Source organism: Nonomuraea sp. NPDC049419 (genome assembly GCF_040676995.1).
Lineage (GTDB): Bacteria > Actinomycetota > Actinomycetes > Streptosporangiales > Streptosporangiaceae > Nonomuraea > Nonomuraea salmonea.
Window position 1 is genome coordinate 1,107,436 of record NZ_JBFAQB010000001.1, and the last position, 26,693, is coordinate 1,134,128.

General features: G+C 69.8%; 22 protein-coding genes. 13 read left to right on the forward strand and 9 right to left on the reverse strand.

Annotated elements, in window-relative coordinates:
* Positions 1 to 30 precede the first annotated feature (30 nt).
* Complete coding sequence (locus AB0K12_RS05150) at positions 31 to 798, reverse strand: TetR/AcrR family transcriptional regulator (protein ID WP_364555680.1); 768 nt, start codon at positions 796 to 798, stop codon at positions 31 to 33.
* A gap of 80 nt (positions 799 to 878) precedes the next feature.
* Between AB0K12_RS05150 and AB0K12_RS05155 the strand changes: the two genes are divergently transcribed.
* Both AB0K12_RS05155 and AB0K12_RS05160 read left to right on the forward strand, forming a co-directional pair.
* Entirely contained in the window at positions 879 to 1,808 is a 930-nt protein-coding gene (locus AB0K12_RS05155) for an ATP-binding cassette domain-containing protein (RefSeq protein ID WP_364555681.1), read from the forward strand.
* Positions 1,809 to 1,932: 124 nt separating this feature from the next.
* A complete protein-coding gene (locus AB0K12_RS05160; protein WP_364555683.1) occupies positions 1,933 to 2,727 on the forward strand; it encodes an ABC transporter permease in 795 nt (264 codons plus the stop codon).
* A gap of 2 nt (positions 2,728 to 2,729) precedes the next feature.
* Here AB0K12_RS05160 and betA read toward each other — a convergent pair whose 3' ends face one another.
* The 5 genes from betA to AB0K12_RS05185 form a co-directional block, all read right to left on the reverse strand.
* Complete coding sequence (betA, locus tag AB0K12_RS05165) at positions 2,730 to 4,355, reverse strand: choline dehydrogenase (protein WP_364555685.1); 1,626 nt, start codon at positions 4,353 to 4,355, stop codon at positions 2,730 to 2,732.
* On the reverse strand, positions 4,352 to 5,290 hold the full coding sequence (locus tag AB0K12_RS05170; RefSeq protein WP_364555687.1) for an ABC transporter substrate-binding protein: 939 nt from the start codon (positions 5,288 to 5,290) through the stop codon (positions 4,352 to 4,354). The genes betA and AB0K12_RS05170 overlap by 4 nt, the downstream gene beginning before the upstream one ends.
* A gap of 76 nt (positions 5,291 to 5,366) precedes the next feature.
* On the reverse strand, positions 5,367 to 6,338 hold the full coding sequence (locus AB0K12_RS05175) for an ABC transporter substrate-binding protein (protein ID WP_364555689.1): 972 nt from the start codon (positions 6,336 to 6,338) through the stop codon (positions 5,367 to 5,369).
* Positions 6,335 to 8,251, reverse strand: a complete 1,917-nt coding sequence (locus AB0K12_RS05180; protein ID WP_364555690.1) for an ABC transporter permease subunit — start codon at positions 8,249 to 8,251, stop codon at positions 6,335 to 6,337. Before AB0K12_RS05180 ends, AB0K12_RS05175 begins: the two co-directional genes overlap by 4 nt.
* Positions 8,248 to 9,303 carry a glycine betaine/L-proline ABC transporter ATP-binding protein gene (locus AB0K12_RS05185; RefSeq protein WP_364555692.1) on the reverse strand — a complete coding sequence of 352 codons (1,056 nt, stop codon included), beginning with the start codon at positions 9,301 to 9,303 and terminating at the stop codon, positions 8,248 to 8,250. Before AB0K12_RS05185 ends, AB0K12_RS05180 begins: the two co-directional genes overlap by 4 nt.
* Before the next feature lie 338 nt (positions 9,304 to 9,641).
* Between AB0K12_RS05185 and AB0K12_RS05190 the strand changes: the two genes are divergently transcribed.
* From AB0K12_RS05190 to AB0K12_RS05205, 4 genes are all read left to right on the forward strand, one after another.
* Positions 9,642 to 12,302 (forward strand): nitrate- and nitrite sensing domain-containing protein, encoded by a 2,661-nt coding sequence (locus tag AB0K12_RS05190; protein ID WP_364555694.1) that lies wholly within the window; start codon positions 9,642 to 9,644, stop codon positions 12,300 to 12,302.
* Positions 12,299 to 12,721 carry a roadblock/LC7 domain-containing protein gene (locus AB0K12_RS05195; RefSeq protein WP_364555695.1) on the forward strand — a complete coding sequence of 141 codons (423 nt, stop codon included), beginning with the start codon at positions 12,299 to 12,301 and terminating at the stop codon, positions 12,719 to 12,721. Before AB0K12_RS05190 ends, AB0K12_RS05195 begins: the two co-directional genes overlap by 4 nt.
* Positions 12,722 to 12,787: 66 nt before the next feature.
* Positions 12,788 to 13,102 carry a DUF742 domain-containing protein gene (locus AB0K12_RS05200; RefSeq protein WP_345409593.1) on the forward strand — a complete coding sequence of 105 codons (315 nt, stop codon included), beginning with the start codon at positions 12,788 to 12,790 and terminating at the stop codon, positions 13,100 to 13,102.
* Positions 13,083 to 13,649 carry an ATP/GTP-binding protein gene (locus AB0K12_RS05205; RefSeq protein ID WP_345397895.1) on the forward strand — a complete coding sequence of 189 codons (567 nt, stop codon included), beginning with the start codon at positions 13,083 to 13,085 and terminating at the stop codon, positions 13,647 to 13,649. The genes AB0K12_RS05200 and AB0K12_RS05205 overlap by 20 nt, the downstream gene beginning before the upstream one ends.
* 7 nt (positions 13,650 to 13,656) lie before the next feature.
* Here AB0K12_RS05205 and AB0K12_RS05210 read toward each other — a convergent pair whose 3' ends face one another.
* Entirely contained in the window at positions 13,657 to 14,616 is a 960-nt protein-coding gene (locus AB0K12_RS05210) for an SIS domain-containing protein (RefSeq protein ID WP_364555696.1), read from the reverse strand.
* The gene (locus AB0K12_RS05215) at positions 14,613 to 15,671 is read right to left on the reverse strand and encodes a hypothetical protein (protein WP_364555698.1); all 1,059 of its coding nucleotides are present in this window, start codon (positions 15,669 to 15,671) and stop codon (positions 14,613 to 14,615) included. Before AB0K12_RS05215 ends, AB0K12_RS05210 begins: the two co-directional genes overlap by 4 nt.
* 360 nt (positions 15,672 to 16,031) lie before the next feature.
* Between AB0K12_RS05215 and AB0K12_RS05220 the strand changes: the two genes are divergently transcribed.
* The 4 genes from AB0K12_RS05220 (at position 16,032) to AB0K12_RS05235 (ending at position 19,836) form a co-directional block, all read left to right on the forward strand.
* Positions 16,032 to 17,150: a spermidine/putrescine ABC transporter substrate-binding protein gene (locus AB0K12_RS05220; protein ID WP_364555700.1), complete on the forward strand. Its 1,119-nt coding sequence runs from the start codon at positions 16,032 to 16,034 to the stop codon at positions 17,148 to 17,150.
* 74 nt (positions 17,151 to 17,224) lie between these two features.
* On the forward strand, positions 17,225 to 18,028 hold the full coding sequence (locus AB0K12_RS05225; protein ID WP_364555702.1) for an ABC transporter permease: 804 nt from the start codon (positions 17,225 to 17,227) through the stop codon (positions 18,026 to 18,028).
* A complete protein-coding gene (locus AB0K12_RS05230; RefSeq protein ID WP_364555704.1) occupies positions 18,021 to 18,800 on the forward strand; it encodes an ABC transporter permease in 780 nt (259 codons plus the stop codon). The genes AB0K12_RS05225 and AB0K12_RS05230 overlap by 8 nt, the downstream gene beginning before the upstream one ends.
* Positions 18,787 to 19,836, forward strand: coding sequence for an ABC transporter ATP-binding protein (locus tag AB0K12_RS05235; RefSeq protein ID WP_364555706.1), 1,050 nt, complete (start codon positions 18,787 to 18,789; stop codon positions 19,834 to 19,836). Before AB0K12_RS05230 ends, AB0K12_RS05235 begins: the two co-directional genes overlap by 14 nt.
* Here AB0K12_RS05235 and AB0K12_RS05240 read toward each other — a convergent pair.
* On the reverse strand, positions 19,830 to 20,444 hold the full coding sequence (locus AB0K12_RS05240) for a TetR family transcriptional regulator (RefSeq protein WP_364555707.1): 615 nt from the start codon (positions 20,442 to 20,444) through the stop codon (positions 19,830 to 19,832). The two genes, AB0K12_RS05235 and AB0K12_RS05240, sit on opposite strands and share 7 nt — an antisense overlap.
* Positions 20,445 to 20,561: 117 nt before the next feature.
* Here AB0K12_RS05240 and AB0K12_RS05245 point away from each other — a divergent pair, with 117 nt between their 5' ends.
* The 3 genes from AB0K12_RS05245 (at position 20,562) to AB0K12_RS05255 (ending at position 26,689) form a co-directional block, all read left to right on the forward strand.
* On the forward strand, positions 20,562 to 21,827 hold the full coding sequence (locus tag AB0K12_RS05245; protein WP_364555709.1) for a glycosyltransferase: 1,266 nt from the start codon (positions 20,562 to 20,564) through the stop codon (positions 21,825 to 21,827).
* Positions 21,828 to 21,854: 27 nt separating this feature from the next.
* The gene (locus tag AB0K12_RS05250) at positions 21,855 to 23,252 is read left to right on the forward strand and encodes an aminobutyraldehyde dehydrogenase (RefSeq protein WP_364555711.1); all 1,398 of its coding nucleotides are present in this window, start codon (positions 21,855 to 21,857) and stop codon (positions 23,250 to 23,252) included.
* A 251-nt stretch (positions 23,253 to 23,503) separates the two neighbouring features.
* Positions 23,504 to 26,689 (forward strand): nitrate- and nitrite sensing domain-containing protein, encoded by a 3,186-nt coding sequence (locus AB0K12_RS05255; protein WP_364555712.1) that lies wholly within the window; start codon positions 23,504 to 23,506, stop codon positions 26,687 to 26,689.
* The last annotated feature ends 4 nt before the right edge of the window (positions 26,690 to 26,693 follow it).

A 26,693-nucleotide genomic window follows, 5' to 3' on the forward strand; every position in this document is an offset into this window, starting at 1 on the left:
AAGCCTGTACCGAGCCGGCGTGCTGGAGTCTCAGCCGCCGGTTCGCTGCTTCACCAGGGCCTCGATGCCGTCGAGCACGCGCTGGAGCCCGAACTCGAAGGCGTGCTCCGGGCTGTAGGCCGAGTTGAGCGCCTCGCCCGCCGCCTGCCCGACCCGGGAGGCGGTGGGGAAGCGGGCCGGGTCGGCGATGCGGCTGAGGAAGGGCGCGTGCGCGGCCCACCACTGCTCGTCGCTCAGCCCCGTCATGCTCTCGGCCTGCGCGGCCTCCACGGCGCCTCTGGCGGTGCCGTGCACGAAACCGGTGATCAGCGTGATCACCGAGTCCATCTCGACGTCGGTCAGGCCGATGCCGTCGACCGCGCGCAGCTCGTAGTCGTACTTGGCCGTGAGGTGGGGGCCCAGCACCGGCCGGTTGGCCGCCACCTGCAGCAGCCAGGGGTGGCGCAGGTAGAGGGCCCAGTTCTCCCTGGCGATCTGCTCCAGCCTGCCCCGCCAGCCGCCCGGCACGTCCGCCGGTCTGGCGGTCTCGCCGTAGACCGTGTCGAGCATGAGGTCGAAGAGTTCCGGCTTGCCCGGCACGTACGTGTAGAGGGACATCGTCCCGACGCCCAGCCGCTCGGCCACCCGGCGCATCGACAGCGCCTGCAGCCCTTCGGCGTCGGCCACCTCGATGGCGGCGCGCACGATCCGCTCGACGCCCAGCTCCGGCTTGCCCTTGCGGCCGGTGGGCTCGCTCGTGCGCCAGAGCAGCGCGAGGCTGCGCGCAGGGTCGCCCTTGCCCGAGTACTCAACGCTCACCTTCGTACGGTACACCGTACGGTTGCCGCGCCTTGCCGTATGATGTACGGTACGACGTACGGCAAGCGAGGAGGCGGCATTTGACGGCGGTACGCGTACGGGGACTGCGCAAGACGTACGGCGAGAAGGCGGCACTCGACGGCATCGATCTCGACGTGGCCCCCGGCACGGTCTGCGGGCTGCTGGGCCCCAACGGCGCCGGCAAGAGCACCACCGTGCGCATCCTCACCACGCTCCTGCGCCCCTCGGGCGGGCGCGCTGAGGTGGGCGGCTTCGACGTGGTCACCCAGCCCCGCCAGGTACGCCGCACGGTCGGCCTGGTCGGCCAGCACGCGGCGGTGGACGAGCTGCTGACCGGGCGGCAGAACCTGGAGATGTTCGGCCGGCTGCACCACCTCGGCGGCAGGCAGGCCCGTGCCAGGGCGGCCGAGCTGCTGGAGCGCTTCGGTCTTGAGCACCCCGGGCCGGCCAAGGAGTACTCCGGCGGCATGCGCAGGCGGCTCGACCTGGCCGCGAGCATGATCCTGGCGCCGCCCGTGCTGTTCCTGGACGAGCCGACCACGGGGCTCGACCCGCGCAGCCGCACGGAGATCTGGCGGGCGGTGCGCGACCTGGTGGCGGGCGGCACCACGGTGCTGCTGACCACCCAATACCTGGAGGAGGCCGACCAGCTCGCCGACCGCATCGCGGTGATCGACACCGGGCGGGTGGTCGCCGAGGGCACGCCCGACGCGCTCAAGAGCAAGATCGGCGGCGACCGGCTCGACGTGGTCGTCCGCGACCCGCGACGCCTGGCCGAGGCGGCCGCGATCATCGAGCGGGTGACCGGCGCCCCCGCCGAGCCGGACCGGGACACCGCCCGCCTGAGCGCCCCGGTGAGCGACCGCGTGCGCACGCTCACCGAAGCCCTGAACGCGCTGGCCGCGGCCGGCATCGAGGCCGAGGACGTCGCCCTCCGCCGCCCCACCCTCGACGAGGTCTTCCTGCACCTCACAGGAGGCGACCGGTGATGGCGATCACGACCCCGCGCCGCCTCACCGATGACGGCCACGACCCCGCGCCGCCGCACGCTCCGGCGCCTCACCGGAGGCGCCCCACGGTTACGACCCCGCACACCACCGGAGGTGATCGCCGATGACGGCGACGACGCTGCGCTGGGCGATCGTGGACGGGTGGACGATCGCCCGGCGCGATCTGGTCCACTGGGCCAACCAGCCGATGACGGTGGTCTTCGGGGTGGCCTTTCCCATCGTCATCACCCTGGCCTTCGGCTACCTGTTCGGGGGTGCGGTGCAGGTGCCGGAGGGGGCCGGGTACTTCGCGTTCCTCATGCCCGGCATGTACGGCATGACGATGCTCTTCGGCCTCAGCTCCACCATGATCGCCGTCACCACCGACGCCGCCAAGGGCGTCACCGACCGGTTCAGGTCGCTGCCCATGGCGCCCTCCGCCGTGCTCACCGGCCGGGCCGTCGCCGACCTGCTGCACTCGGTCCTGATCCTGGGCGGCCTGCTGCTCTGCGGCCTGGCGGTCGGCTGGCGACCGGAGACGCTCCCCGGCGCGGCGGGCGCGGTCGGCCTGCTGCTGTTCCTGCGCTTCTCGCTGCTGTGGGCGGGCGTCTACCTGGGGCTGCGCACCAAGGACCCGGGGGCGGCGGTCGCGATCCAGACCATGGAGTTCCCGATCGGCTTCCTGTCCAACGCCTTCGTCGCCCCCGCCACCATGCCGGGCTGGCTCGGCGCCGCCGCCGAGTGGAACCCGCTGTCGGCGACGGTGGCGGCGGCCAGGGAACTGTTCGGCAACCCGGGCTGGGGCGGCGACTCCTGGGTGGCCCAGCACGCCGTGCTGATGGCTCTCGTCTGGCCGGCCGTCGTCACCGTCGTCTTCTTCACCCTGTCCGTCCGCCTCTACCAGCGGCTGGACAGGTGAGGTCAGTGGGCGCGGTAGAACTCCACCGGCTCGGGCGGTGGCGGGGTGTTGCCGAGGATGAGGTCGGCGGCCTTCTCGGCGAGCATCATCACGGGCGCGTAGATGTTGCCGTTGGTGACGTACGGCATGGCCGAGGCGTCCGCCACGCGCAGCCCGTCGAGGCCGTGCACGCGCATGGTCTCGGGGTCCACGACCGACTGCTCGTCGGTGCCCATCTTGCAGGTGCACGACGGGTGCAGGGCCGTCTCGCCGTCTTCGGCGACCCAGGCCAGGATCTCCTCGTCGGTCTGCACCCGCGGGCCGGGGGAGATCTCGCCGCCGTCCAGGTCCGCCCAGGCGGGCTGGGAGAGGATCTTCCTGGCGTGCCTGATCGCCTCCACCCACTCGCGGCGGTCCTGCTCGGTGGACAGGTAGTTGAAGCGCAGCGCGGGCTTGTGCCGGGGGTCGGTGGAGGTGATGCGGACGGAGCCGCGGGCGTCGGAGTACATCGGCCCGATGTGCACCTGGTAGCCGTGCCCGCCGGCCGGGGCCGTGCCGTCGTAACGCACGGCGATGGGCAGGAAGTGGAACATCAGGTTGGGGTAGGCCACCTCGTCGTTCGAGCGGATGAAGCCCCCGGCCTCGAAGTGGTTGGTCGCGCCCGGCCCGCCGCGCAGGAACAGCCAGTTGGCCCCGATGAACGGCCGCCGCCACATGGCCAGCGAGGGCTGCTGGGAGACCGGCTTGGTGCAGGCGTGCTGGACGTAGACCTCCAGGTGGTCCTGGAGGTTCTCGCCGACGCCCGGCAGGTCGTGCACGACCTCGACGCCGAGCGGTTCGAGCAGCGCGCGCGGCCCCACCCCCGACAGCTGGAGCAGCTGCGGGGTGTTGATGGCGCCGCCGCACAGGATGACCTCGCCTGCCTCGATGCGCTCGCCGTCGCACAGCACGCCGGTCGCGCGGGTGCCGTCGAAGAGCACCTTCTCCACGAAGGCGCGGGTCCTGACAGTGAGGTTCTTGCGCTTGCGTACGGGATGCAGGTACGCGCGGGCGGCGCTGAGCCTGCGGCCCCGGTGGATGGTGCGGTCGAAGGCGGCGAAGCCCTCCTGGCGGTAGCCGTTGACGTCGTCGGTCAAAGGGTGCCCGGCCTGCTGCACGGCCGCGAAGAACGCCTCGAACAGCGGGCCGTGCGCCGGGCCGCGCTCCAGCTTGAGCGGGCCCTCACCGCCGCGGAAGTCGGTGCCGGGGTCGGCCAGGCACGTCTCCATACGCTTGAAGTAGGGCAGGCAGTGGGCGTAGTCCCAGCTCTTCATGCCGGGGTCGGCGGCCCAGCGCTCGTAGTCGAGCGGGTTGCCGCGCTGGAAGATCATCCCGTTGATGCTGCTCGAGCCGCCCAGCACCTTGCCGCGGGCGTGGTAGACGCGCCGGCCGCCCATGTGCGGCTCGGGCTCGGACTCGTATTTCCAGTCGTAGAAGCGGTTGCCGATGGGGAACATCAACGCGGCCGGCATGTGGATGAAGACGTCCCACAGGTAGTCGGGACGCCCTGCCTCCAGCACCAGCACCGACGTCGAGGGGTCGGCGCTCAGCCGGTTGGCCAGGGCGCTTCCGGCGGAGCCGCCGCCCACGATGACGAAGTCGAACCTCAACGCGGAATCCAGTCCTTCCACACGATCTTGTTCTCTTGCACCCACCGCTCGGCGGCCTCTTCGGCGGTCATCCGCTCGTTGATCATGTCGCTCGCCACGGCGTTCTGGTCGTCGTTGGTCCAGGTGAAGTTGCGGACCAGCTCGTACGCCTGCCCGCCCGTCTCCGCGAACCGCCGGCTGACGATCTTGTCCAGCAGGTACGGCGGATAGTCGCAGGCGACCTTCGCCGGGTCGCTGTCGCAGCCGACGGCGTAGGGCGGCAGCGCGACCTTGACGAGTTTGATCTTGCTGAAGAGCCATTGCGGTTCGTAGAAATACATCAGCAGCGGCGTCCGATTCTTCGTCGCCTCCTGCGCCGCCTTGATGAGCGCCGCCTCGCTGCCGGAGTAGACGACCTTGTAATTGAGCCCGAGATTCCTGACGAGAGCCTCGTCGTTGGTGACGAATGTCGGGTCTCCGTCGAGCACTTGTCCGGCATTTCCGGTTTTGTCGGTCCGGAAGAGGGTGGCGTACTTATTGAGGTTTCGGTAGTCCGTAATGTCGGGATACTTCTTGGCCATCCACTCGGGCACGTACCACCCGATGACGCCTTTGTTGCCCGTCAGCCCCGCCGACAGCGCGACCTTCTTCTCCTCGATGTACTCCTTCTTCAGGTCGTTGTGACCCCAGCTCTCCACGATCACGTCGACCTTGCCCGACTCGAAATCCCGCCAGGACTGGTCCTCTTTCACGGCCCGCTTGTTCACCTTGTAGCCCAGCTCGTGCTCCAGCAGGTAGCCGAGCACGGCGGCCTGGGCCTCGTACCCCACCCAGCCATGCACGTCGATGTTCACGGTCCCCTTGGCCTGGGCCGTGGTCTCGGGCTCACCGCTGGAGCAGGCGGTCAGCAGCAGGGCCGCGACGAGCGGGCCGGCGAGCGTCTTCATTCGGATCATGATGAGGTCTCCGTGTGGGCGCCTCGGACCGCCCGCCCGCCGGGGCGGGCGCGCGGCCATGGGGGTCAGGAGGGGGTCACTTGGGGATCCAGGCCTGCCACTTGGCGGGGTTGGCCTCGACCCACTTCTTGGCGGCTTCCTCGCCGGTCATGCCGCCGTTCGTCATGTCGTCGGCCACGGCGTTCTGGTCCTCGTTGGTCCAGTTGAAGTTCTTGATCAGCTCGTACGCCTTGCCGCCGGACTGCGCGAACTTCGTGCTGACGATCTTGTCGAGGTCCATCTCCGGGTAGTCGCAGGCCACCTTCTTCGGGTCGGCGTCGCAGCCCTCGGTGTACGGCGGCAGGTTCACCCGGACCAGCTCGGTCTTGCTGAACAGCCAGTGCGGGTCCCAGAAGTAGAACAGCAGCGGCTTCTTCTGCTCCTGCGCCTGCTGGGCGCTCTTGATCAGGGCCGCCTCGCTGCCGCCCACCACGACCTTGTAGTCGAGCTTGAGGTTCTTGATCAGCGCCTCCTCGTTGCTGACGTACGAGGGGTCGCCGAACAGCAGCTGGCCCTTGCCGCCCGACTCGGAGGTCTTGAACAGGTCGGCGTACTTGTTGAGGTTCTTGTAGTCGGTGATGTCGGGGTGCTCGTCGGCCATCCACTTGGGGATGTACCAGCCGATGACGCCCTTGTTGCCGGTCGAGCCGGCCTCCTGCGCGGTCTTCTTCTCCTCGATGAACTGCTTCTTCAGGTCGGGGTGACCCCAGTTCTCGATGATGACGTCGACGTCGCCGGTCTCGAAGCCCTCCCAGGCCAGCTGCTCCTTGATCTCGGGCAGCTCCACCTCGTAGTTCAGCTCGTTCTTCAGCAGGTACGCCACGACGTTCGCGCTGGCCTCGTACCCGACCCAGGGGTTGATGGCGATCTTCACGGTCCCGGCGGACCCGCCGGAGGCGCTGGCCCCGGCCGCCGGCGCGGAGGCGCTGGGTGAGGTCTCCACGGTGGCCCCGCCGCAACCGGCGGCGAGCCCCAAGGCGAGCAGGCCTGCGAGCAGGCGAATCTTCATGTGAACTTCCTCTTTCGGGGGGACGGGCGCCTGGTGTCGGCGCCCTGCGTGATGCGGTCGAGCATGACGCCGAGCAGCACGGTCGCGATGCCGGCCACGAAGCCCATGCCGAAGTCGGTCCGCTGGGAGAAACCGGCGACCACGTCGTAGCCGAGGGCACCCGCCCCGACCAGACCGCCGACGACGACCATGGCCAGCGTCATCACGATGCCCTGGTTGGCCGCGAGCAGGATGGCCCGCCTGGCCATCGGCAGCTGCACCTTCCACAGCAGCTGGCCGGAGGTGGAGCCGGCCGAGGTGGCGGCCTCGACGACGGTCGCTGGCACGCCCTTGATGCCGTCCTCGACCAGGCGCACCACCGGCGGCACCGCGTAGATGATGGACGCGAAGATCGCGGTGAACCGGGTGGTGCCGAACAACGCCAGCGCCGGCAGCAGGTACACGAATGCGGGCATGGTCTGCGCGGCGTCCAGCAGCGGGCGCTGGATGGCGGAGTAGCGCGGCGAGCGGGCCGCCGCCACGCCGAGCAGCAGCCCGATGAGCAGCGTGACCAGCACCGCGACGGCGACCGTGGTCATCGTCTGCATGGTGTGCTCCCACACGCCGAGCAGCGCGATGCCGAGCAGGCAGGCCAGCGCGATGAGCGCCGGGCGCGTGCCGCTGACCCGCCAGGCGAGGCTCAGCACCGCGAGCGCGACCAGCCACCACGGCGCGGCGGTGAGCAGCGACTCCAGCGGGTTGAGCAGCGCGTGCGAGGTGACGTCCTTGATGAACGTGGTGACCGGGTACCAGCTCGTCTCGGCCCAGCTCACGGCCGCGTTGACCTCGGCCACGACGTTCACCGTCAGGCTCTCCGGCCAGATCGGCGGCAGCACGGGGATGAGCGCGAGCCCGGCCAGGCCCAGCACGCCCGCGCCGACGAGGTCGGTCCTGCGCAGCTTGGCGTGCGCGTCGCGGCGGGCGACCGCCATCATCATCCGGTCCAGCATCACCGCCATGATCACGATGGCCACGCCGGCCGGGAGCATGATGCCGACCTGTGCCCGCGACAGGCCGCGGAGGATGTCGCCGCCCAGGCCGGGGGCCGAGATCAGGTTCGCGATGACCACCATTGACAGCGCCATCATGATGGTCTGGTTGATGGCCAGCGCCATCGTGGAGCGGGCCAGCGGCAGATAGACCTTGAACAGCGTCTGCCGCCTGGTGGCGCCCAGCGAGGTGGACGCCTCGACCGCCGTGGGGGAGACCGACGAGATCGCCAGCGCGGTGATGCGGATGGCGGGCGGGATCGCGTAGATCATCGTGGCGATGGCGCCCGCGGGCGCCCCGATGTGGAAGAACAGCGCGAGCGGCGCCAGGTAGGCGAACGTCGGCATGATCTGCATGACGTCGAGCACGGGGGTGATCGCCCGCCGCGTCCGCGCGGACAGGCCCGCCCACACCCCGATCGGGATCCCGATCGCCAGCGACAGCAGCACCGCCACCCCGACCAGGGCCAGCGTGTCGACGCTCGACTCCCACAGCCCCAGCACGCCGAACGCGCTCACCCCACCGAGCGCGAGCAGCGCGATCCGCCAGCCGCCCGCCAGCCAGGCCAGGGCGCCCATGACACCGGTGATGCCGGGCCAGCCGAGCGCGTACAGGGTGGTATGGAACAGGGTGTAGAGCTGGCCCACGAAGAGCCTGATGTAGTTGAGGAAGTACAGGAAGAGCGGGTTGTCGTTGCGGTGGTCGTCGATCCACTCGCGCAGCTCGGTCACCGCGAGGAACTGCGGCGCCTCCTTGTCGTGCGGCAGCGTCCCCGAGCCACGAAAGACCAGGTACGCCGCCACGAACAGCACCGCCACCCCGGCGGGGGCCGCCCACCTCGGCAGGCCGAGCCTGGAGGGCGTGGTGACGGCCGTGCTGCTCATGCCGGCGCCTTCACGGCGGGGTCCTGACCGGCCAGGAAGCCCAGTAAGTCGACCCGGTCCACGACGCCGGCCAGCTCGTCGCCGTCCACGACCTTGATCGGGCGGGAGGAGCCCGACGCGACGCCGACGGCGTCCTTGATGACGGTGGTGACCGGAAGCTCGGGGCCGTCGAGCGGCTCGCCCGGCTCGGGGTCGCGGCAGATCCAGCGCAGGGTCAGCACGTGGCTGCGCGGCACGTCGCGGACGAAGTCGGCCACGTAGTCGTCGGCCGGCGCGCCCACGAGCTCCTCCGCCGTGCCGAGCTGCACGATCGAGCCCGCCCGCATGATCGCGATGCGCTCGCCCAGCTTGAGCGCCTCCGACAGGTCGTGGGTGATGAAGACCATCGTCTTGCCGACCTCGCGGTGCAGCCTGATCACCTCGGCCTGCATGTCGCGCCTGATCAGCGGGTCGAGCGCGCTGAACGGCTCGTCGAACAGCATCACCTGGGGCTCCACGGCCAGCGCCCTGGCCAGCCCGACGCGCTGCTGCATGCCGCCGGAGAGCTGGTCGGGGTAGGCGTCGGCGTAGCCGTCGAGGCCGACGAGCGAGAGGATCTCGGCGGCCCGCGCGTGCCTGCCGGCCTTCGCGGCGCCCTGGATCTCCAGCCCGTACGCCACGTTGTCGATGACCTTGCGGTGCGGCAGCAGGCCGAAGTGCTGGAAGACCATGCTGACCTGGTGGCGGCGGATCTCGCGCAGGCGGGCGGGGGAGGCGGCGCCGATGTCCTCGCCGGCGATCGTCACCCGGCCCGCGGAGGGCTCGATGAGCCTGGTGAGGCAGCGGACGAGGGTGGACTTGCCGCTGCCCGACAGGCCCATGACGACGAAGACCTCGCCGGGGCGTACCTCGAAGCTCACGTCGCGGACGGCGGCGGTGCAGCCGGTCTTCTCCCTGAGCGCGGCAGGGTCCAGATGTCTGTCATCACTGTCCAGCACCTTTTGCGCCTTCGGCCCGAAGATCTTCCAAAGGCCCGCAACGGTGATTGCCGCGTTGCCGGGAGAATCTCCCACCCTCGCCTCCTCGTTTGACGTGGCTCAACATATGTGGTGAATAGCGTGATTCTCAACGGCGTGACCTTCCGGAGATCACTGCGCGCCGGTCGTGTTACGCGATTGGAACGAGCAAATCGCCCATAAGGGGACATTTATTGCGTTGAAGGTTTATTTCATGCCACGAGCACTTCCCGCATGGAGCGCCAGCTTCTATCCTCATGAGTCACGCAGACCATCATTTGTCGCGTTATGTTCGCTTGGCCACAAGCCATGTGATGTGTTCCAATTACCCGGCACTTGCTGATTTCCCCAGGGCACACGGCCCGCATATAGGCCGATTCGACGAGGTGCGTTCGGTGAGTACACAGGTGGGCGTCAGGCAGGCCAGCGAAGGTGGCTGGCGGCTGCGCAATTGGCGTGTCCGCGCGCGGCTCGTGGCCCTCATCCTGGTACCGACCGCCGCCGCCGTCCTGCTCGGCGGCGTCCAGGTGCTCAACTCGACCTCCGCCGCCTCCGACTACGCCAGAACGAACCAGTTCGCCCGCCTGTCCGCCGAACTCGGCGAGTTCACCCACCTCGTCTCCGCCGAGCGCGCCAGGACCGCCTGGTACATCGCCCGCGACCGGCCCGCCGACGCCTTCGCCGAGGTGCAGTCCCACATGGCGCAGGCCGACCTGTCCGCCAAGCAGGTACGCGACGTCGCCCAGGCCCTGCTCGCCGACGCCACCGGCCGCACCGCCGACCAGCTGGAGAACCTGCTCAACCGGCTCAACGACCTGACCTCCCTGCGCCGCCAGGCCCTGGACGCCAACCTGCTGCCGGGACCGGCCGTCGAGCTCTACACCGTGATCGTCAACGGCCTGCTGTCGGTGCACAACGAGCTGGTCAAGGGCAGCGTGGACGACGAGCTGTTCCGCCAGACGCGCATGCTCGACGCGCTCGCACGGGCCAAGGAGAGCGTGTCGTACCAGCAGGCCCTCGTCGTCGTGGCGCTGGTCGAGGGCGCGTTCGAGCCGGAATCGCTCAAGCGGCTGCTCGGCGAGCAGTCCAGGGAGGCCAACGAGCGCAGGGGCTTCGCCGCCGAGGCCACCGCGGAGGAGCGCCGCTTGTTCGACGAGACCGTCAACGGCCGCTCCGCCGACCGCATGCTGTTCCTGCGCGAGCTGGTGCTCATCAGGGCCACCACCGGGCTGCCGCTGCGCGGCCTCGACCTCGCCAGGAAAGACGACGCCAAGGAGTGGTTCGACGCAGTGAGCGTGGTCGTCGACTCCATGCGCAAGGTCGAGCAGCGGCAGGCCGAGGGCATCGTGCAGCGCAGCGAGGCGCTCAGCTCCGACGAGCGGCAGCGCGCCGTCATCACCGCCGCCGCCGTGCTCGCCCTGCTCGTGGCCGTGCTGCTGATCACGACCGGGGTGGCGCGCTCCCTCGTACGCCCCCTGCGCCGCCTGCGCGGCGAGGCCCTGGAGATCGCCGGCAGGCGGCTGCCCGACTTCGTCCAGCACCTGCGCGAGTCCCGCGACGGCGCGGTGAACGCCGAGGTGCCGCCCATCGGCATCTTCACCAAGGACGAGGTGGGCGAGGTCGCGCGGGCCTTCGACGAGGTGCATCGGGAGGCCGTGCGGCTGGCCGGCGACGAGGCCAAGCTGCGCTCCAACGTCAACGCCATGTTCGTCAACCTGTCCAGGCGCAGCCAGACCCTGGTCGAACGGCAGCTCACGCTGATCGAGAAGCTGGAGCGCGGCGAGCGCGACGACGCCAGGCTCGGCGACCTGTTCAAGCTCGACCACCTCGCCACCCGCATGCGGCGCAACAGCGAGAACCTGCTCGTCCTCGCCGGCCAGGAGGCCGCGCGCAAGTGGACGGAGCCGGTCGAGCTGATGGACATCGTCCGGGCCGCGCTGGGCGAGGTCGAGAGCTACGACCGGGTCAGCATCCAGGTCCAGTCGGACGTCGCCATCGCCGGGCAGGCCGTCACCGACGTGGTGCACCTGCTCGCGGAGCTGGTCGAGAACGCCGTGTCGTTCTCCTCCCGCGACACCAAGGTCATCATCTCCAGCAGCCGCATCGACGGCGGCAGCCTGCTGCTGTCGGTCACCGACCACGGCATCGGCATGACGCCCGACGAGCTGGCCGAGGCCAACTGGCGCCTGGCCAACCCGCCCGTCGTGGACGTGTCGGTGTCGCGGCGGATGGGCCTGTTCGTGGTCGGCCGGCTGGCGCTGCGGCACAACATCAGGGTGCAGCTGCGGCGGCAGGACATCGGCGGGCTGACCGCCATGGTGCTGATCCCGCCCGCGCTGCTCACCGGCGTGCCGGGACCGGTGCCGGGAGCGGGACAACGGCACCGGGCACCTCGTCCGACCAGCGGGCCGACCAGCGGGCCGACCCACGGGCCGGCCAACGGGCCGACGAACGCGCCGTCGGCGCACGCGGCCCCTGCTCCCCGGTCCATGCCGTCGTTCTCCGGCGGACATCCGTCCTTCGACACCGCGGCCCCGCCGTCGTACGAGAGCGTCCCGTCCTACAACGCCACTCCCCCCGCGAGCCACGACGCGGCCGACTCGTCGTGGTTCAGCGTCACCCACACCCACTCGCACTCGGTGGAGCAGGCGGCGCCGGAGCCGGTGACGTCCTTCCCCGACCCGCTGAGCGCGCCCGCCGCCGAGCTGGGCATCGCCCCGCCGCAGGAACCCCCAGCTCAGGAGCCTGCTGTCGAGGTGAGCAGCTGGTTCAGCAGGTCGGCGCCCACCGCCGACCACCGCGACCCGTCCTGGTCGTCCCCCGCCGACCAGGGCTGGCAGGCCGCGGGCGCCGCCGCCGAGCCGGTCAGGAACGGCACCACGAACTCCGGCTTGCCGAAGCGGACCCCGCGCGCGAACCTGGTACCGGGGACCGCGAACCCGCAACCTCCGCCCGTTCCCGCTCCTCCGGTGTCCCCTGACCGACTGCGCAGCCGGCTCGCCAGCTACCAGCAGGGCGTACGCAAGGGACGCGCCGAGCTCGAGGAGGACGCATGAAGGAGCTGAGCCAGGCCGCCAGAGACGTCAACTGGCTGGTCACCGGCTTCGTCGAAGAGGTCCCCGGCGTGGCGCACGCGGTGGTGGTCTCGGCCGACGGGCTCCCCATGGCCTACTCCAGGGGCTTTCCCCAGGATCGCGCCGACCAGCTCGCCGCCATCGCGGCCGGTCTGGTGAGCCTGACGGCGGGGTCGGCGCGGGTGTTCGGCGGTGGCGAGGTCACTCAGACCCTCGTGGAGATGCAACGCGGTCTGCTGCTGGTGATGGCGATCAGCGACGGATCCTGCCTCGCGGTGCTGGCCGCGCCCGACTGCGACATGGGCCTGGTCGCCTACCAGATGACGATCCTGGTCGAGCGCGCGGGGCAGGTGCTCACCCCTGCCGTGCGAGCGGAGCTGTCCTCCGTGCGTCCCTGGTGATGGGAGTGAACCTTGGCATCGTGGCACAACGGGGAAGAGGAGCCCGAGCGCAGTTCGCTCGTCCGCATGTACGCCGTCACCGGCGGCCGCACCACGCCACGGACGAACCTCGCCATGGAGGCCCTCGTGTCGTCGGCCACCTCGGCGCAGCTGGGCATGACGTACACGCGGGAGTACCGTGCCATCAGCGAGCTGTGCCGCCAGGTGCGTTCGGTGGCGGAGATCTCGGCGCTGCTCAGCGTGCCCCTCGGGGTGGCGCGGGTGCTGGTCGCCGACATGGAGGCGGACGGGCTGGTCAAGGTGTACCAGCCTCAGCTTGAGGCGGGCCTGCCTGACAGGGGCCTGCTCGAAAGGGTGCTCAGTGGACTTCGAAGGCTCTAGCCGGCTCACCTCCACCAAGATCGTCGTGGCGGGCGGATTCGGCGTGGGCAAGACCACGTTCGTCGGCGCGGTGTCGGAGATCATGCCGCTCACGACCGAGGCCGTGATGACCGACGCCTCGACCGGCATCGACGACCTGGGCCACACGCCGGGCAAGACGACCACGACCGTCGCGATGGACTTCGGCCGGCTCTCGCTGGCCCAGGACCTCATTCTCTATCTGTTCGGCACGCCGGGGCAGCACCGGTTCTGGTTCATGTGGGACGACCTCGTGCGCGGCGCGATCGGGGCCGTCGTGCTGGTCGACTCGCGGCGGCTGGCCGACAGCTTCCCCGCCGTCGACTACTTCGAGAACTCCGGCATCCCGTTCATCATCGGGCTGAACGGCTGGGACGGCGAGTTCCCGCACGCCGAGCACGAGGTGCGGGAGGCGCTGACGATCTCCGGGCACGTGCCGATCGTGCGGACGGACGCGCGGGCCCGGCCCGCGGTCAAGCACACGCTGATCACGCTGGTGGAGCACGCGCTCACCGTACGGTCGGCATGAGGCCCCGCTACCGCGCCGACCACCAGTAGGCCGCCACCAGCTCGGCCACCAGCGTCTCCGTGAGCAGCGCGACGTCGGGGTCGTCGTCGTGGACGTAGCGGATCGCCGTGGCGGCGTCCTTCACCTCGCCGCCCACGGTGACCACCGTCGAGCCGCGCTCGCGCACCCAGTCCATGGCCTGCTCGTCGTAGCGGGATCCGGGGAAGAGCAGGGCGCGGTAGTCGAGCGTCTTGGTGAGGTAGACGTCCACGTGCGACCAGTCGCCGCTCTCGCAGGCGTCGGCCGGGCGGCGCGGGCCCTCCCTCAGCATCAGCGCCGACTGCTCGGCCGACGACAGGCGCTCGGCGGGGGCGATCGTGTAGACGCCGTGCGGGCCGTCGAGCAGCTCCATGGTCAGGGGCAGCCACTCGTCCCTGCGCTCCAGCAGGTCGGCGGTGGCTTCGGCGGCCCGCTCGACCAGGGCCGGCAGGTCGTGCGCGCGGCCGGTGAGCCGGCTCTCCAGGGCGAGCAGCAGGGCCAGCGTGTGCTGGAACGTACGGCAGGCGACTCCGCCGCGCTCCTCGCCCGCCCGCATCTCCACCACCAGGTCGGCGCCCTGCGTGATCGGGGAGCCCGGCTGGTTGGTGAGCGCCGCGACGAAGGAGGGGCCGCCCGCGTACGCCTCGATCGCGTCGAGCGTCTCGCGGCTGCCGCCGGTGGCCGAGATCGGCACGACCAGGGTGCCCTGGGCCGGTGGAAGTGCGATGGCGGCGGAGGCGTATTCGGCGAAGGCGGACACCCCGGCGGCGCGCAGGCGCCGTGCGGCCACGCCCGCCGCGTAGCGGGAGCTGCCCATGCCGAGGAACAGCACCCGGTCGACGCCCTGCGGCAGCCCGGCCCAGGGGTCGGCCGTCCTGAGCGTGGCGGCGAGGTCCGCCAGCGCCTGCGGCTTAAACTCCAGGTCGGTCAGGTAGAGCTCGGATTTCACGCGATGTTCTCCTCAGGTTTCCGCGCCGGGTTCGGCGCGGGGGTCGCCGCGGGGGTGGATGCGGCCGTCTTTCGGGCGTCGTACCAGGTGTGCAGGACACCCATCGGGGCGTAGCGCCAGCGGGGCAGGTGGCGGGCGGCGTAGATCAGCTCGCGGCATTCCTGCTCCACCTCGAACGGCCGGATCAGCCGCTCGTCCAGCAGGTCGGGACGGTGCCGCGCGGCCAGCCGGTCGCGGTAGGCGGCGAGCAGCCCGGCGCGGGCGCGGCGGGCCCACGCGGCGGCCTGGTCAGGAGGGGTGCCGCGGCGCTTGATCGCGACCTGGGCCACGTGTTCCAGACTGGTGGTGAGCTGCGCCACGTCACGGGCGGCCGGCTGGCGGGGGTCGGCGTCGGCCACCGTGGGGTTGCCGTCGAAGTCGATGACCGCGTAGCCGTCGCGCCACTGGAGAATCTGACCGACGTGCAGGTCACCGTGAATCCTGATCAGCGGCGTGGTGACGGGCGTGGTCACAGACGCGGTCAGGGCGCCCAGTTCCCGCCGCATGACCTCGGCCTGCTCGGCAAGCCAGGCCCCGTCCTCACCGCCGGTCACCGCCAGTGCCTCGGACAGCGCCGCCTCCGCCCGCTCCACAAGCCCCGCCGCAGGCGCCGGGCCCGCCGCGGGTGCGGCGCCCGGTCCCGTTGCGGCCCCCTCCGCGTGCGCGACCTCGGAGGTCGTAGGGGAATGGGGGAGGGTGGAGAGGGCGAGGTGGAGGTCGGCGGTGAGGCGGCCGACAGCGGCGGCGAACGCGGTGGTGCCGGCGACGGCCTCGTCCACGCACCACTCCCAGCCGTCCCTGGCGTCCGGCAGGTAACCGGTCACCAGGGCGAGGAGGTGTTCGCGGCCGTTCACCACGCCGGTCAGAGCCGCGTAAGGAGGGGCGGTGTCGTTGAATCCGGCCTCAACCAAATGGGCGAGGATGTCGGGGGTGGGATGCGGCAGCGGCGCGGGAGGGGTGAGCCACTTCACCACGACGCGCTCGTCCACGATCACCGAGTGGTTCGTCTGATCCACGTGTGCACCGAAATCGCGCTCACCTGGGACCCCAGTGTGGAGATCTGCAGAGCCGTACGAGAGGGTGGGCAACGGCAGAAATCGTCGCACGGACAGCGGCTCCGGCGCCTCCTCCCCGAGGTGTGCCACGAGAGCGGCGCTGAGCCCGCGATCTCGTGGGGTGAGCGGCCTCTCACCGAGCGAGATCACTCGTCGGCGTATTGAATCCCAATTCAACTCGTGGACCAAACTTCCAGGTAGCAATGTCATGAAAAGTCTTGCTCATGTTGATTTCTGCTGCAACACTCCTGCTCTGGTCGGCTGTGTCCGGTAAGGTCGCGCGACCCCTCTTACATCTCAATTTCAGAAGGAGTAGCGGCCGTGTCCCGTTCCCGGTTCACCCGTCGTCTCCCGGCCACCGTCGCGGTGGTCGGCCTCGCGCTTGCCGTCGCGGCGTGCGGCGGTGGGGCCTCGTCAAGTTCACAGGAGACGACGGGGGCGGCGGCCGAGCTCAAGCCCAACGCGGACCTGACGAAGCAGTCGTTGCAGGTCACGGTCTGGGACGGCTACTTGCCCAAGGAGCTGGCCGACAGGGTCAAGTCGACCCTCAAGGTCAAGGACATCAAGATCCAGCTGCACGACACCAACGAGACGGCGATGACCAAGCTCACCGCCCCCGGTGACAGCGGCATCGACGTGGCGTTCGTCTCCGGCCAGTACGCCCAGGCGCTCAACGCCATGGGCCTGCTGGAGCCGATCCACCCCGAGCTGATCCCCAACCTGGCCAACCTCTACCCCGAGGCCACCCAGCTGTCCTACGACAAGGGCAACAAGTACTCCGTGCCCTACACCTGGGGCACCACCGGCATCTGCTACCGCAAGGACCTCGTGAAGAAGGTCCCGGACAGTTGGAACGATATTCTCAAGCCTCCGGCCTGGGCCGAGAAGAAGGTCACCATGATGACCACCGAGCGCTGGCTGGCCCTGCCCGCGCTCAAGGCCCTCGGCTACTCGGTCAACACCGACAAGGACGAGGAGATCGAGAAGGCCCGCGAGCTGCTGGTCGAGCAGAAGCCGCACCTGCTCACCTACGACGACACCACCTTCGGTGACCGCCTGACCAACGGCGAGGCCGTCATGGTCGAGGCGTGGGACGGCTGGTGCCCGACCACCGACCCCAAGGGCAACATCGGCTTCGCGAACCCGAAGGAGGGCAGCGACCTCTGGGTGGACACCATGGTGATCCTGAAGTCCTCCAAGAACAAGGAGGCCGCGCACGCCCTGATCAACTACATCCTGAGCCCCGAGGTGCACAGCTGGGCGGCCGTGAACATCAACTACAAGGTCCCCAACAAGGCGGCCATGGAGCAGGTGAAGATCCCCAAGGGCTCGCTGCTCGGCATCGCGCCGGACAAGCTGCTCGACGGTGAGTCGATCATCGACCTGGGCCAGGCGTCCACCAAGTACACCCGCCTGTCCGCCGACATCCAGGCGAAGTAGTTGTCGTTGTAGTGAAGTCAGAGGTCAAGGCCCGGCCGGCGTCCCGTTCCCGAGGGCGTCGGCTGGGCGCGTTCGTGTTCCTGACGCCCGGGCTCGCCTACTTGCTGGTGCTGCTGCTGGTGCCGCTGGCGCTGGTGCTCAGCTACACGGTGTTCCAGCGGGGGCGCTTCGGCGGCGTCGTCTACGAGTTCACCACCGAGAACTTCAGCCGGCTGATCGACCCGCTCTACTTCGGCGTGGTGCTGCAGTCGCTGAAGATCGCGGCGGTGACGACCGTGATCGCGTTGCTGATCGGCTATCCGACGGCGTACCTGATCGCGCAGCTGCCGCGCAAGTGGAAGACCATCGCGCTGGTCGCCGTCGTGCTGCCGTTCTGGACGAACTTCATCATCCGCGTCTACGCGTGGATCATCCTGCTGAGCGGCCCGGGGCTGATCAACAGCGCGCTGAACGTCTTCGGCATCGAGCCCCTTGAGCTGCTCTACAACGACGGCGCGATCGTGACGGGGCTGCTGTACTCGTACCTGCCGCTCATGGTGCTGCCGCTGTACGCCGCGATCGAGCGGCTCGACCCGCAGCTGCGGGAGGCGTCGGCCAACCTGGGCGCGTCGGCGTTCACCACGTTCAGGAAGGTCACGCTGCCGCTGACCATTCCCGGCGTGCTGACCGGGAGCATGTTCGTGTTCGTGCCGAGCCTGGGCAACTTCGTCATCCCCGAGCTGCTCGGCGGCAGCAAGTCGATCATGGTGGGCAACCTCATCAGGCAGCAGTTCCTGACCGCGCGCGACTGGCCGTTCGGCTCGACGCTGGCGCTGGCGGTGATCGCGATGCTGATCGTGCTGCTCATGATCCAGGCATGGGTGACGCGCCGTGCGTAGGTCAAAGCTCCTGTACGTGCCGTTCTGGGCCACGTACGTCTTCCTCTACCTCCCGATCGCCGTCCTGGTGGTCATGTCGTTCAACGCGGGCGACTCGGCGTACAGCTTCGACGGCTTCAGCCTCAAGTGGTACGGCGAGCTGGTCCGCGACGACCGGGTCCTGTCCGGCGTGGTGAACACGCTGATCGTGGCCGCCGGCTCCACGGTGATCGCCACCGTGCTCGGCACGCTGCTGGCCGTCGGCCTGGTCCGGCACACCAGGTCCAAGGTGCTCGAAGCGGTCGCGCTGATGCCCGCCGTGCTGCCCGACCTGGTGATCGCCATCGGCCTGCTGATCCTGTACGGGACGATCCAGCTCACGCTCGGCCTGTACTCGGTCGTGCTGGCCCACGGCGTGTTCGCGATGGCGTTCGTGGCGGCGGTGGTGCGCACCCGGCTGACGGGCGCGGACACGTCGCTGGAGGAGGCGTCACGTGACCTCGGCGCGGGACCGGTCACCACGTTCATGAAGATCACGCTGCCGCAGCTGATGCCGGGCATCGTGGCCGGCGCGCTGCTGGCGTTCACGCTGTCGCTGGACGAGTTCGTGATCGCGTTCTTCACGATCGGCAACAGCGAGCAGACGCTGCCGATCGTTATCTACTCCATGATCCGATTCGGGGTCACTCCGAAGATCAATGCGCTGGCCGCGATCGTGCTGCTGGTGAGCTTCACGGCCGTGATCGCCGGGCAGCGCCTGACCAAGATCGGGGAATCGCGTGCTCGAGATTGACGGGATCACCCGGAAGTTCGGCAGTGTCACCGCGCTGGACGACGTCTCGCTGGAGATCGAGCAGGGGGAGTTCTTCGCCCTGCTCGGCCCCTCCGGCTGTGGGAAGACCACGCTGCTGCGCATCATCGCCGGGTTCGAGACGCCCGACGCGGGCGGTGTCACGCTCGACGGGGAGGACCTGCTGGCCAAGCCGCCGAACCGGCGGCCGATCAGCCTCATGTTCCAGTCGTACGCGCTGTTCCCGCACATGACGGTGGCGAAGAACGTCGCGTACGGGCTGGAGCGGGAGAAGCTGCCCCGCCAGGAGGTCAGGCAGCGCGTCGGCGAGGTGCTGGAGACGGTGGGCCTGTCGGCGCACGCGGGGCGCAAGCCCGCGCAGCTGTCCGGCGGCCAGCGGCAGCGCGTGGCGCTGGCCCGTTCCATCGTCAAGCGGCCCCGGCTGCTGCTGCTCGACGAGCCGCTGTCGGCCCTGGACAAGAAGGTCCGCGCCGACATGCAGCTGGAGCTCAAGCGGCTGCAGCACGAGGTGGGCATCACGTTCGTGGTCGTCACGCACGATCAGGAGGAGGCCATGTCGCTGGCCGACCGCATCGCGGTCTTCGACAGCGGCCGGGTCTGCCAGGTGGACGAGCCCATCACCCTCTACGAGCGGCCCCGCTCGCCCTTCGTGGCCGATTTCGTCGGCGCCAACAACCTGTTCACCGGCACCGCGAGCGGCCTTGAGGGCATCAAGAGCACGACGTTCGGCATGCTCGCCGGTACGCCGCTGGACGAGCTGGAGGCGGGCGCGGAGGCGCTGCTGGCGGTCCGGCCGGAGAAGATCGAGCTGGCCGACGAGAGCGCCACCAGGGGGCTGTCGGGCACCGTGCTCGACGTCAGCTTCTTCGGCGGCGTCTCGCACCTGTCGGTGCAGGTCCAGGGGCAGGACAAGCCGGTGCTGGCCGCCGTCCAGGGCGCCAGCACGATCAAGGCGGGTGCCAAGGTCAAGGTGCGCTGGAACGCCGAGGACGCGGTCATCATGGCGGCCGGTCAGTGAACCAGGTCGTTACCCGTCGCCGCGCGGGCGTAGGACAGGATCAGCTCGGCCGCCTCGGCCGGGCCGATCAGGGGGTGCCTGGCGGTGATGCGGTAGCCGTAGGCGTCCTCCAGGGCCACCAGGTTGCGGGCGATCGTCACCGAGTCGGCGCTCAGCCTGAAGACGCCCAGCGCGGCCCCGGTGTCCAGGATCGCCTGGTACATCGAGACCTGCCGGTCGTACAGGGAGGTGAGCAGCACGCCGTAGACCCGGTTACGGCCCGCGGCCCCGCCCAGCTCGTTGAGCAGGCGCACGTCCGGGTCGAGCGGCCCGGTGGGCAGCCCCGACCTGATCGTGACGACCAGCTTCTCGACCGGGTCGGTGATCGTGGCGAGCCGGCGCAGCCGCTGCTCGTAGAAGCGCTCCATGCCCGCCTGCTGCGCCTCGACCAGCAGCTCGCTGAGGTCGGGGTAGTGGTAGAGCACGGCGCCGGAGGTCAGCCCGGCCTCCTCGGCGACGTGCGAGAGCTGTACACCGTCGATGCCATGGCGGATGATGGCCCTGCGTGCGGCTTCGATCAAGTCGATGCGCCGGTCACTGCGGCTCTTGCGCTGAGCCACCCTCACCACCTTCACTCCTTAGGCCACTGTTCAGTTGGCCGTTGACCATAGTGCCCTTAACTTGACCTTCACGCTAGATCCGTTTTTGAATTCACCTTCAAAATGACGAGTTCTCCCGGAGCTTCGATGTCTCTCACCTTCCTGTTCATGCCGGAAAGCGCGTACGGACCGACCAACAACTCCATCGGCATCGGCGACATCCTGCGCAAGCGCGGCCACCGCGTCGTCTTCGCCGCCGAGGCCTCGTGGAAGGGCAAGCTCGAAGCGCTCGGCTTCGAGGAGGACCTCGTCGACCTGGCCCCGCCGTCCGAGGAGGAGCAGGACCCCGGCCAGTTCTGGAAGGACTTCATCCGCGAGACCGCGCCGGAGTACCGCAAGAGCACGCGCGAGCAGCTCGAGACCGTCACCAAGCCCATCTGGGCCGAGCTGATCGACGGGGCGAAATACTGCGAGCCGCAGCTCAAGGCCATCATCGAGCGGGTGAACCCGGACGTGATCATCGAGGACAACGTGCTCACGTTCCCGGCCCTCATCACCGCCGGCAAGAAGTTCGTGCGCATCGTCTCCTGCCAGCCGCTGGAGGTGCGCGGCCCGAACATCCCGCCGGTCTTCTCCGGCCTGCCCGCGGGCGACCGCTCCGAGTGGGACGCCTTCCGCGCCGAGTACGAGCGCACCCACCGCGAGCTGTGGACCGCCTACAACGCGTGGTGCGTCGAGCAGGGCACGCCGCCGCTGCCCGACCTCGACTTCATCCACGAGGGCGACCTGAACCTCTACGTCTACCCGGAGATCCTCGACTACGTCGCCGAGCGCCCCCTCGGCCCGACGTGGCACCGGCTCGATTCCTCGGTGCGCGAGACCGAGCAGGACTTCGAGCTGCCCTTCGAGCGCAACGAGCACGCGCTGATCTACTTCTCGCTCGGCTCGCTCGGCTCCGCCGACGTGGGCCTCATGCAGCGGGTGATCGACGTGCTGGGCACCACCCCGCACCAGTACGTCGTCTCCAAGGGTCCGCTGCACGAGGAGATCAAGCTGCACGACAACATGTGGGGCGAGGAGTTCCTCCCGCAGACTAAGATCATCCCACTGTGTGACTTGGTCATCACCCATGGCGGCAACAACACGACCACCGAGGCGCTGCACTTCGGCAAGCCGATGATCCTGCTGCCGCTCTTCTGGGACCAGTACGACAACGCCCAGAGGGTCGATGAGCTCGGTTACGGTGTCAGGCTCTCCACCTACACCTTCACCGACGAAGAACTCACAGGGGCGATCGCGAAGCTGCTCGGCGACACCGAGCTGCGGGCGCGGCTCGCCGCCGCGGGCGAGGAGATCAGGCGCCGCGACGGCCTGCGCAAGGCCGCCGACCTGATCGAGCAGCTCGGCCAGTAGCACGACCCGAAAGTTGAAGTCTTCCTCATGCGCGAACTGATCAACCCCGCCACCGGCCTGCGCTTCGCCGAGGTCCCTGACACGCCTGTCGAGGAGGTCGCGAAGGCGGTCTCGGCCGCGCGCGCGGCGTACGAGGAGTGGTCGCAGGCCACCCCCGGCGAGCGCGCCCGGGTGCTGCTGCGCCTGGCTGACCTGGTGGAGGCCGAGGCCGAGGAGCTGACCAGGCTGGAGGTCGAGGAGACGGGCAAGCCGGCGGCGGTCTTCCGCGACGGCGAGCTGCCCTTCGCCGTCGACAACCTGCGCTTCTTCGCCGGGGCCGCCCGGTCGCTGGAGGGCACGGGGGCCGGGGTGTTCAGCGCCGGCTACACCTCGGTCCTGCTGCGCCGCCCCGTCGGGGTGGTGGGGTCGATCGCGCCGTGGAACTTCCCGTTCGTGATGGCGGTCTGGAAGGTCGGTCCCGCGGTGGCCGCGGGCAACGCCGTGGTCATCAAGCCGGCTCCCCAGACCCCGCGTACGACCCTGCGCCTGGCCGAGCTGTTCGGCGCGGCGGGCGCACCAGAGGGCCTGGTGCAGGCGGTCACCGGCGGCGCCGAGGTCGGCCAGGCCCTGGTCACCGACCCCGGCGTGGACATGGTGAGCGTCACCGGCTCCACCGAGACCGGCCGCGCCGTCATGACCGGCGCGGCCGCCACGCTCAAGCGGGTCCACCTCGAGCTCGGCGGCAAGGCGCCCGCCCTGGTGTTCGAGGACGCCGATCTGGCGGAGATGGCCCGCGGCGTCGCCATGGGGGCGACGTACAACACCGGCCAGGACTGCACCGCGGCCACCCGCGTCTACGTCGCCAGGGAGGTCTACGGCGACGCGGTGGAGGCGATCAAGGAGACCCTGGCCGGCATCACCGCCGGCGACCCCTGGGACCCGGCGACGGACATCGGCCCGCTGATCTCCGCCGCGCATCGCGACCGCGTGCACGGCTTCGTGGAGCGGGCCGGAGGGCGCGTTCTGCACGGCGGCTCCCCGATCGGGGGCTCCGGCTTTTTCTATCCACCCACGCTTGTGACCGATGTCGCACAGACCAGCGAGATCGTCCAAGGTGAGCTGTTTGGACCGGTCCTGGTCGCGCTCCCGTTCGATGGCGAGGACGAAGCGGTCCGGCTGGCCAACGACACTAGATACGGTCTCGCCTCGTCGGTGTGGTCGCGTGACGTGGCTCGCGCGATGCGCGTATCACACCGGCTGGACGTGGGAGTGACCTGGGTCAACGACCACCTGCCCATCGCCAGCGAGGCTCCGCACGGCGGGGTGAAGGGCAGTGGGTTCGGCAAGGACATGAGCCAGGAGGCGGTGCAGGAGTACTCGGTGACGCGGCACCTGATGGTGAAGCATGCGGCACCGGCCGAGCGGGATTCGTTCCGCCCCGCCTGAAAACGTGGTGGCGCTATCGTGCCCAAAGTGCCTCTTTGGGCGCATGTGATGGGATATGTTCGGTTGGCCGATCTGGTACGGGTTGTGTTCCAATTACCCGGCCGGACAGAATCCCATGCGCCACACGCGTGTCTGATTTTCTTCGAGCACGTACCGGCGAGAGGTTGCGAGACTCAGTGAGGACGAAAGACCCCAGGCACACCAGGTCAGGGGAGTACACAGGCGGACGGTTCCGGCTGGCGAACTGGCGTGTGCGCTCAAGGCTGGTCGCGCTGATCCTCATCCCCACCGTCGTGGGTGTGCTGCTCGCCGGCGTCCAGCTGGCCAACGCCATCGGCACGAGCGCCGCGTACCAGCGGCTCACCCAGGTGGCCGAGCTGGTGCAGCGCGTCGGCGGCCTCAACCACGAGCTGGCCAGGGAGCGCACGCTCACCGCCTGGTACGTCGCCGACCGCCGCAGGGGCGGCCGCCTGGTGCAGCTCAAGACCCAGCGGCAGGCCACCGACAAGGCCAAGCAGCAGGTGCTGTCGGCCGCCGCGGCCATCGACGCCTCCCACTCCGCCCGCGTGCTCGACGGTGTCAGGAACATGCGCCGCTGGCTCGAAGGTCTCGACAGCCTCCGGGAGTCGATGACGGGCAGCGTCCCCGCCCGAGCCGTCGTCGGCACCTACAGCACGATGATCGGGACGTTCTCCACGCTGCAGAGCGACCTCGGTGACGGTGTCAGCGACGACGCCCTCCAGGGTGACGTGGCCGCGCTCGGCTCGCTCCAGCGGATGAAGGAGGAGACCGCGCGCCAGCAGATCCTGCTCATCAACATGCAGGTGCAGCGCGGGACCAAGGTCGACAGCTCCGACTGGTCGGACTTCCTCGGCTCCTGGGACAAGCAGCAGACCGAGCAGACCTCGTTCGAGCTGGAGGCCGCCGCCCAGGACCTCAAGACCTACCGCGACACCGTCAAGGGCCCGCAGGTCGACCTCGCCGACGCCATGCGGCAGCGCGCGCTCGCTCAGGTGAGCGCCACCAACCGCATCCGCGACCTCGACGTCACCACCAACCGCGACCTCAACGAGTGGTACGAGAGCACCACCACCGTCGCCAACGCGATGCGCAAGGTCGAGGACGGCCTGGCCACGAAGATCGTGACGACGACCCGCGACCTGAGCGCGACCGAGCAGCGCAACGCCATCATCTCCGGTGCGCTGATCCTGGTCCTGCTGCTCCTGGTCCTCATCATCACCACCCGCGTGGCCGGCTCGCTGGTCCGCCCGCTGCGCCGGCTGCGTGCCGAGGCGCTGCAGGTCGCCACGACCCGGCTGCCCGAGACCGTCCGCGTGCTGCGCGAGTCGGGTGAGGGCGCGCAGGTGCCCGAGGTGCCGTCGGTCGGCGTCAACACCCGTGACGAGATCGGTGAAGTGGCGCGGGCGTTCGACGAGGTCCACCGCGAGGCGATCCGGCTGGCCGGCGACGAGGCCAAGCTGCGCGCCAACGTCAACTCGATGTTCGTCAACCTCTCCCGCCGCAGCCAGACGCTGGTCGAGCGGCAGCTGCAGCTCATCGAGGGCCTGGAGCAGGGTGAGGAGGACGAGCAGCGGCTCGCCAACCTCTTCCGCCTCGACCACCTGGCCACCCGCATGCGGCGCAACAGCGAGAACCTCCTGGTCCTCGCCGGCCAGGAGGCCGCGCGCAAGTGGAGCGAGCCGGTGCCGCTGGTCGACATCGCCCGCGCCTCGCTGTCGGAGGTCGAGGGCTACGAGCGGGTCCAGATCCAGATCCCGTCCGGCACCCAGATCGTCGGCCCCGCCGTCACCGACGCCGTCCACCTGCTCGCCGAGCTGATCGAGAACGCCATCTCCTTCTCCCCGCGCGAGAGCAAGGTCACCGTCACCAGCACCCCCGCCGAGGGCGGCGTGCTGGTCACGATCAACGACCAGGGCATCGGCATGAGCCAGGAGGAGCTGGCCGAGGCCAACTGGCGCCTGGCCAACCCGCCCGTCGTGGACGTGTCCGTCTCCCGCCGCATGGGCCTGTTCGTGGTCGGCCGCCTGGCCCTGCGCCACGGCGTCCGCGTCCAGCTCAGCATGCGCGAGCACGGCGGCCTGAGCGCCCTGGTGATGATGCCCGACATGCTCATCAGCAACGGGCAGGGCAACCAGCAGGGCCAGTACGAGGCGTTCACCACGTTCGACCCGAGCTCGCTCGGCCAGCCGTCGCGCAACGGTCACCCGTCGTTCGATGACATGCCCGACCAGGTGATGGACACGCAGTGGCCGGGCTCGCTGCCCGCGCCGGGCACCGGCAACTGGCCGTCGTTCGGCGAGCAGCCGCCGTCCTTCCCCGACCCGGCGCCGTCCGCGTTCGGCGACCAGCCGTCGGTCTTCGGCGGCGACCAGCCGCCCGCGTTCGGCGAGCCGCCGCGGCCCGAGGAGCCGCGCTGGCCGTCGTTCGCCGAGGAGACGCCCGCTCCGCAGAACAACGTGCCGCAGCAGTCCCTGGGCGAGCAGCGCTGGCCGTCCTTCGCCGACGAGCAGCCGCCCGCTGCCGAGCCGAAGCCGTTCGCGGAGAACCGGTGGCCGTCGTTCGCCGAGCAGCCGCCGCCCCTGCAGAACGACGAGCCGCAGTGGCCGTCCTTCGCCACGGAGCCGCCCCAGCAGCAGCCGCAGCAGGAGGAGCCGCGCTGGTCGTCGTTCGCCGACCCGGCGCCGCGCAGGTCGCTGTTCGAGTCGGACGACCGGGCCAAGCCCCAGTTCGGCGACGACTACCGCTCGCCGTTCGCCGACGAGCCCAAGCCGGCCGACCAGTTCGAGCAGAACGGGCACTCCGCCTACAACCCGTTCGGCCCCGGCGACTACTCCTCCCAGGACATGACCGGTCCGCTCCCCGCGGTGCGCAACTCGCCGATGGAGGAGCAGAACGAGGAGTTCCTGCCGATCTTCTCTTCGGTCGGGTCGGACTGGTTCCGCCGTCCCGACCCAGAGGTGCTCAAGCCGCGCCACGAGATCGAGCCCGAGTCCGAGCACGAGATCACCGCGGCGCACCCGCCGGTGACCGACGGACCGCCGCCGCAGGCGGCCGCTCAGGGCGGCCCGAACCAGAGCCCGGCTCAGGGCGGCGTGAGCAGGTCCGGGCTCCCGCAGCGCAAGCCGGGGGCGTCGGGCGTGGGCGCGTCCTGGTCGTCGCCCGCCGACTCCGGTTTCCAGGCCGCACAGGCCGCGGTCCAGCCGCAGCAGGCCGGCACGACGCCGTCGGGCCTGCCGCGCCGCGTCCCCAAGGCCAACCTGGTCCCCGGTACGGCCAGCCTGGCCGAGCCCCAGGCGACCTCACCAGCACCGCAGATCTCACCCGAGCGGTTGCGCAGCCGGCTCTCCAGCTTCCAGCAGGGTGTCCGGCAAGGCCGGGCGTTCACCCGCGGAGAAGAGAATGAGGAGGACAAATGAGAGA

What these genes read in the sequence shown, in the direction of transcription:
- AB0K12_RS05250 (WP_364555711.1), top strand. Translation starts at nt 21,855, where the DNA reads ATGCGCGAACTGATCAACCCCGCCACCGGCCTGCGCTTCGCCGAGGTC.
- AB0K12_RS05195 (WP_364555695.1), top strand. Translation starts at nt 12,299, where the DNA reads ATGAAGGAGCTGAGCCAGGCCGCCAGAGACGTCAACTGGCTGGTCACC.
- AB0K12_RS05245 (WP_364555709.1), top strand. Translation starts at nt 20,562, where the DNA reads ATGTCTCTCACCTTCCTGTTCATGCCGGAAAGCGCGTACGGACCGACC.
- AB0K12_RS05175 (WP_364555689.1), bottom strand. Translation starts at nt 6,338, where the DNA reads ATGAAGATTCGCCTGCTCGCAGGCCTGCTCGCCTTGGGGCTCGCCGCC.
- AB0K12_RS05200 (WP_345409593.1), top strand. Translation starts at nt 12,788, where the DNA reads ATGTACGCCGTCACCGGCGGCCGCACCACGCCACGGACGAACCTCGCC.
- AB0K12_RS05170 (WP_364555687.1), bottom strand. Translation starts at nt 5,290, where the DNA reads ATGATCCGAATGAAGACGCTCGCCGGCCCGCTCGTCGCGGCCCTGCTG.
- AB0K12_RS05180 (WP_364555690.1), bottom strand. Translation starts at nt 8,251, where the DNA reads ATGAGCAGCACGGCCGTCACCACGCCCTCCAGGCTCGGCCTGCCGAGG.
- AB0K12_RS05160 (WP_364555683.1), top strand. Translation starts at nt 1,933, where the DNA reads ATGACGGCGACGACGCTGCGCTGGGCGATCGTGGACGGGTGGACGATC.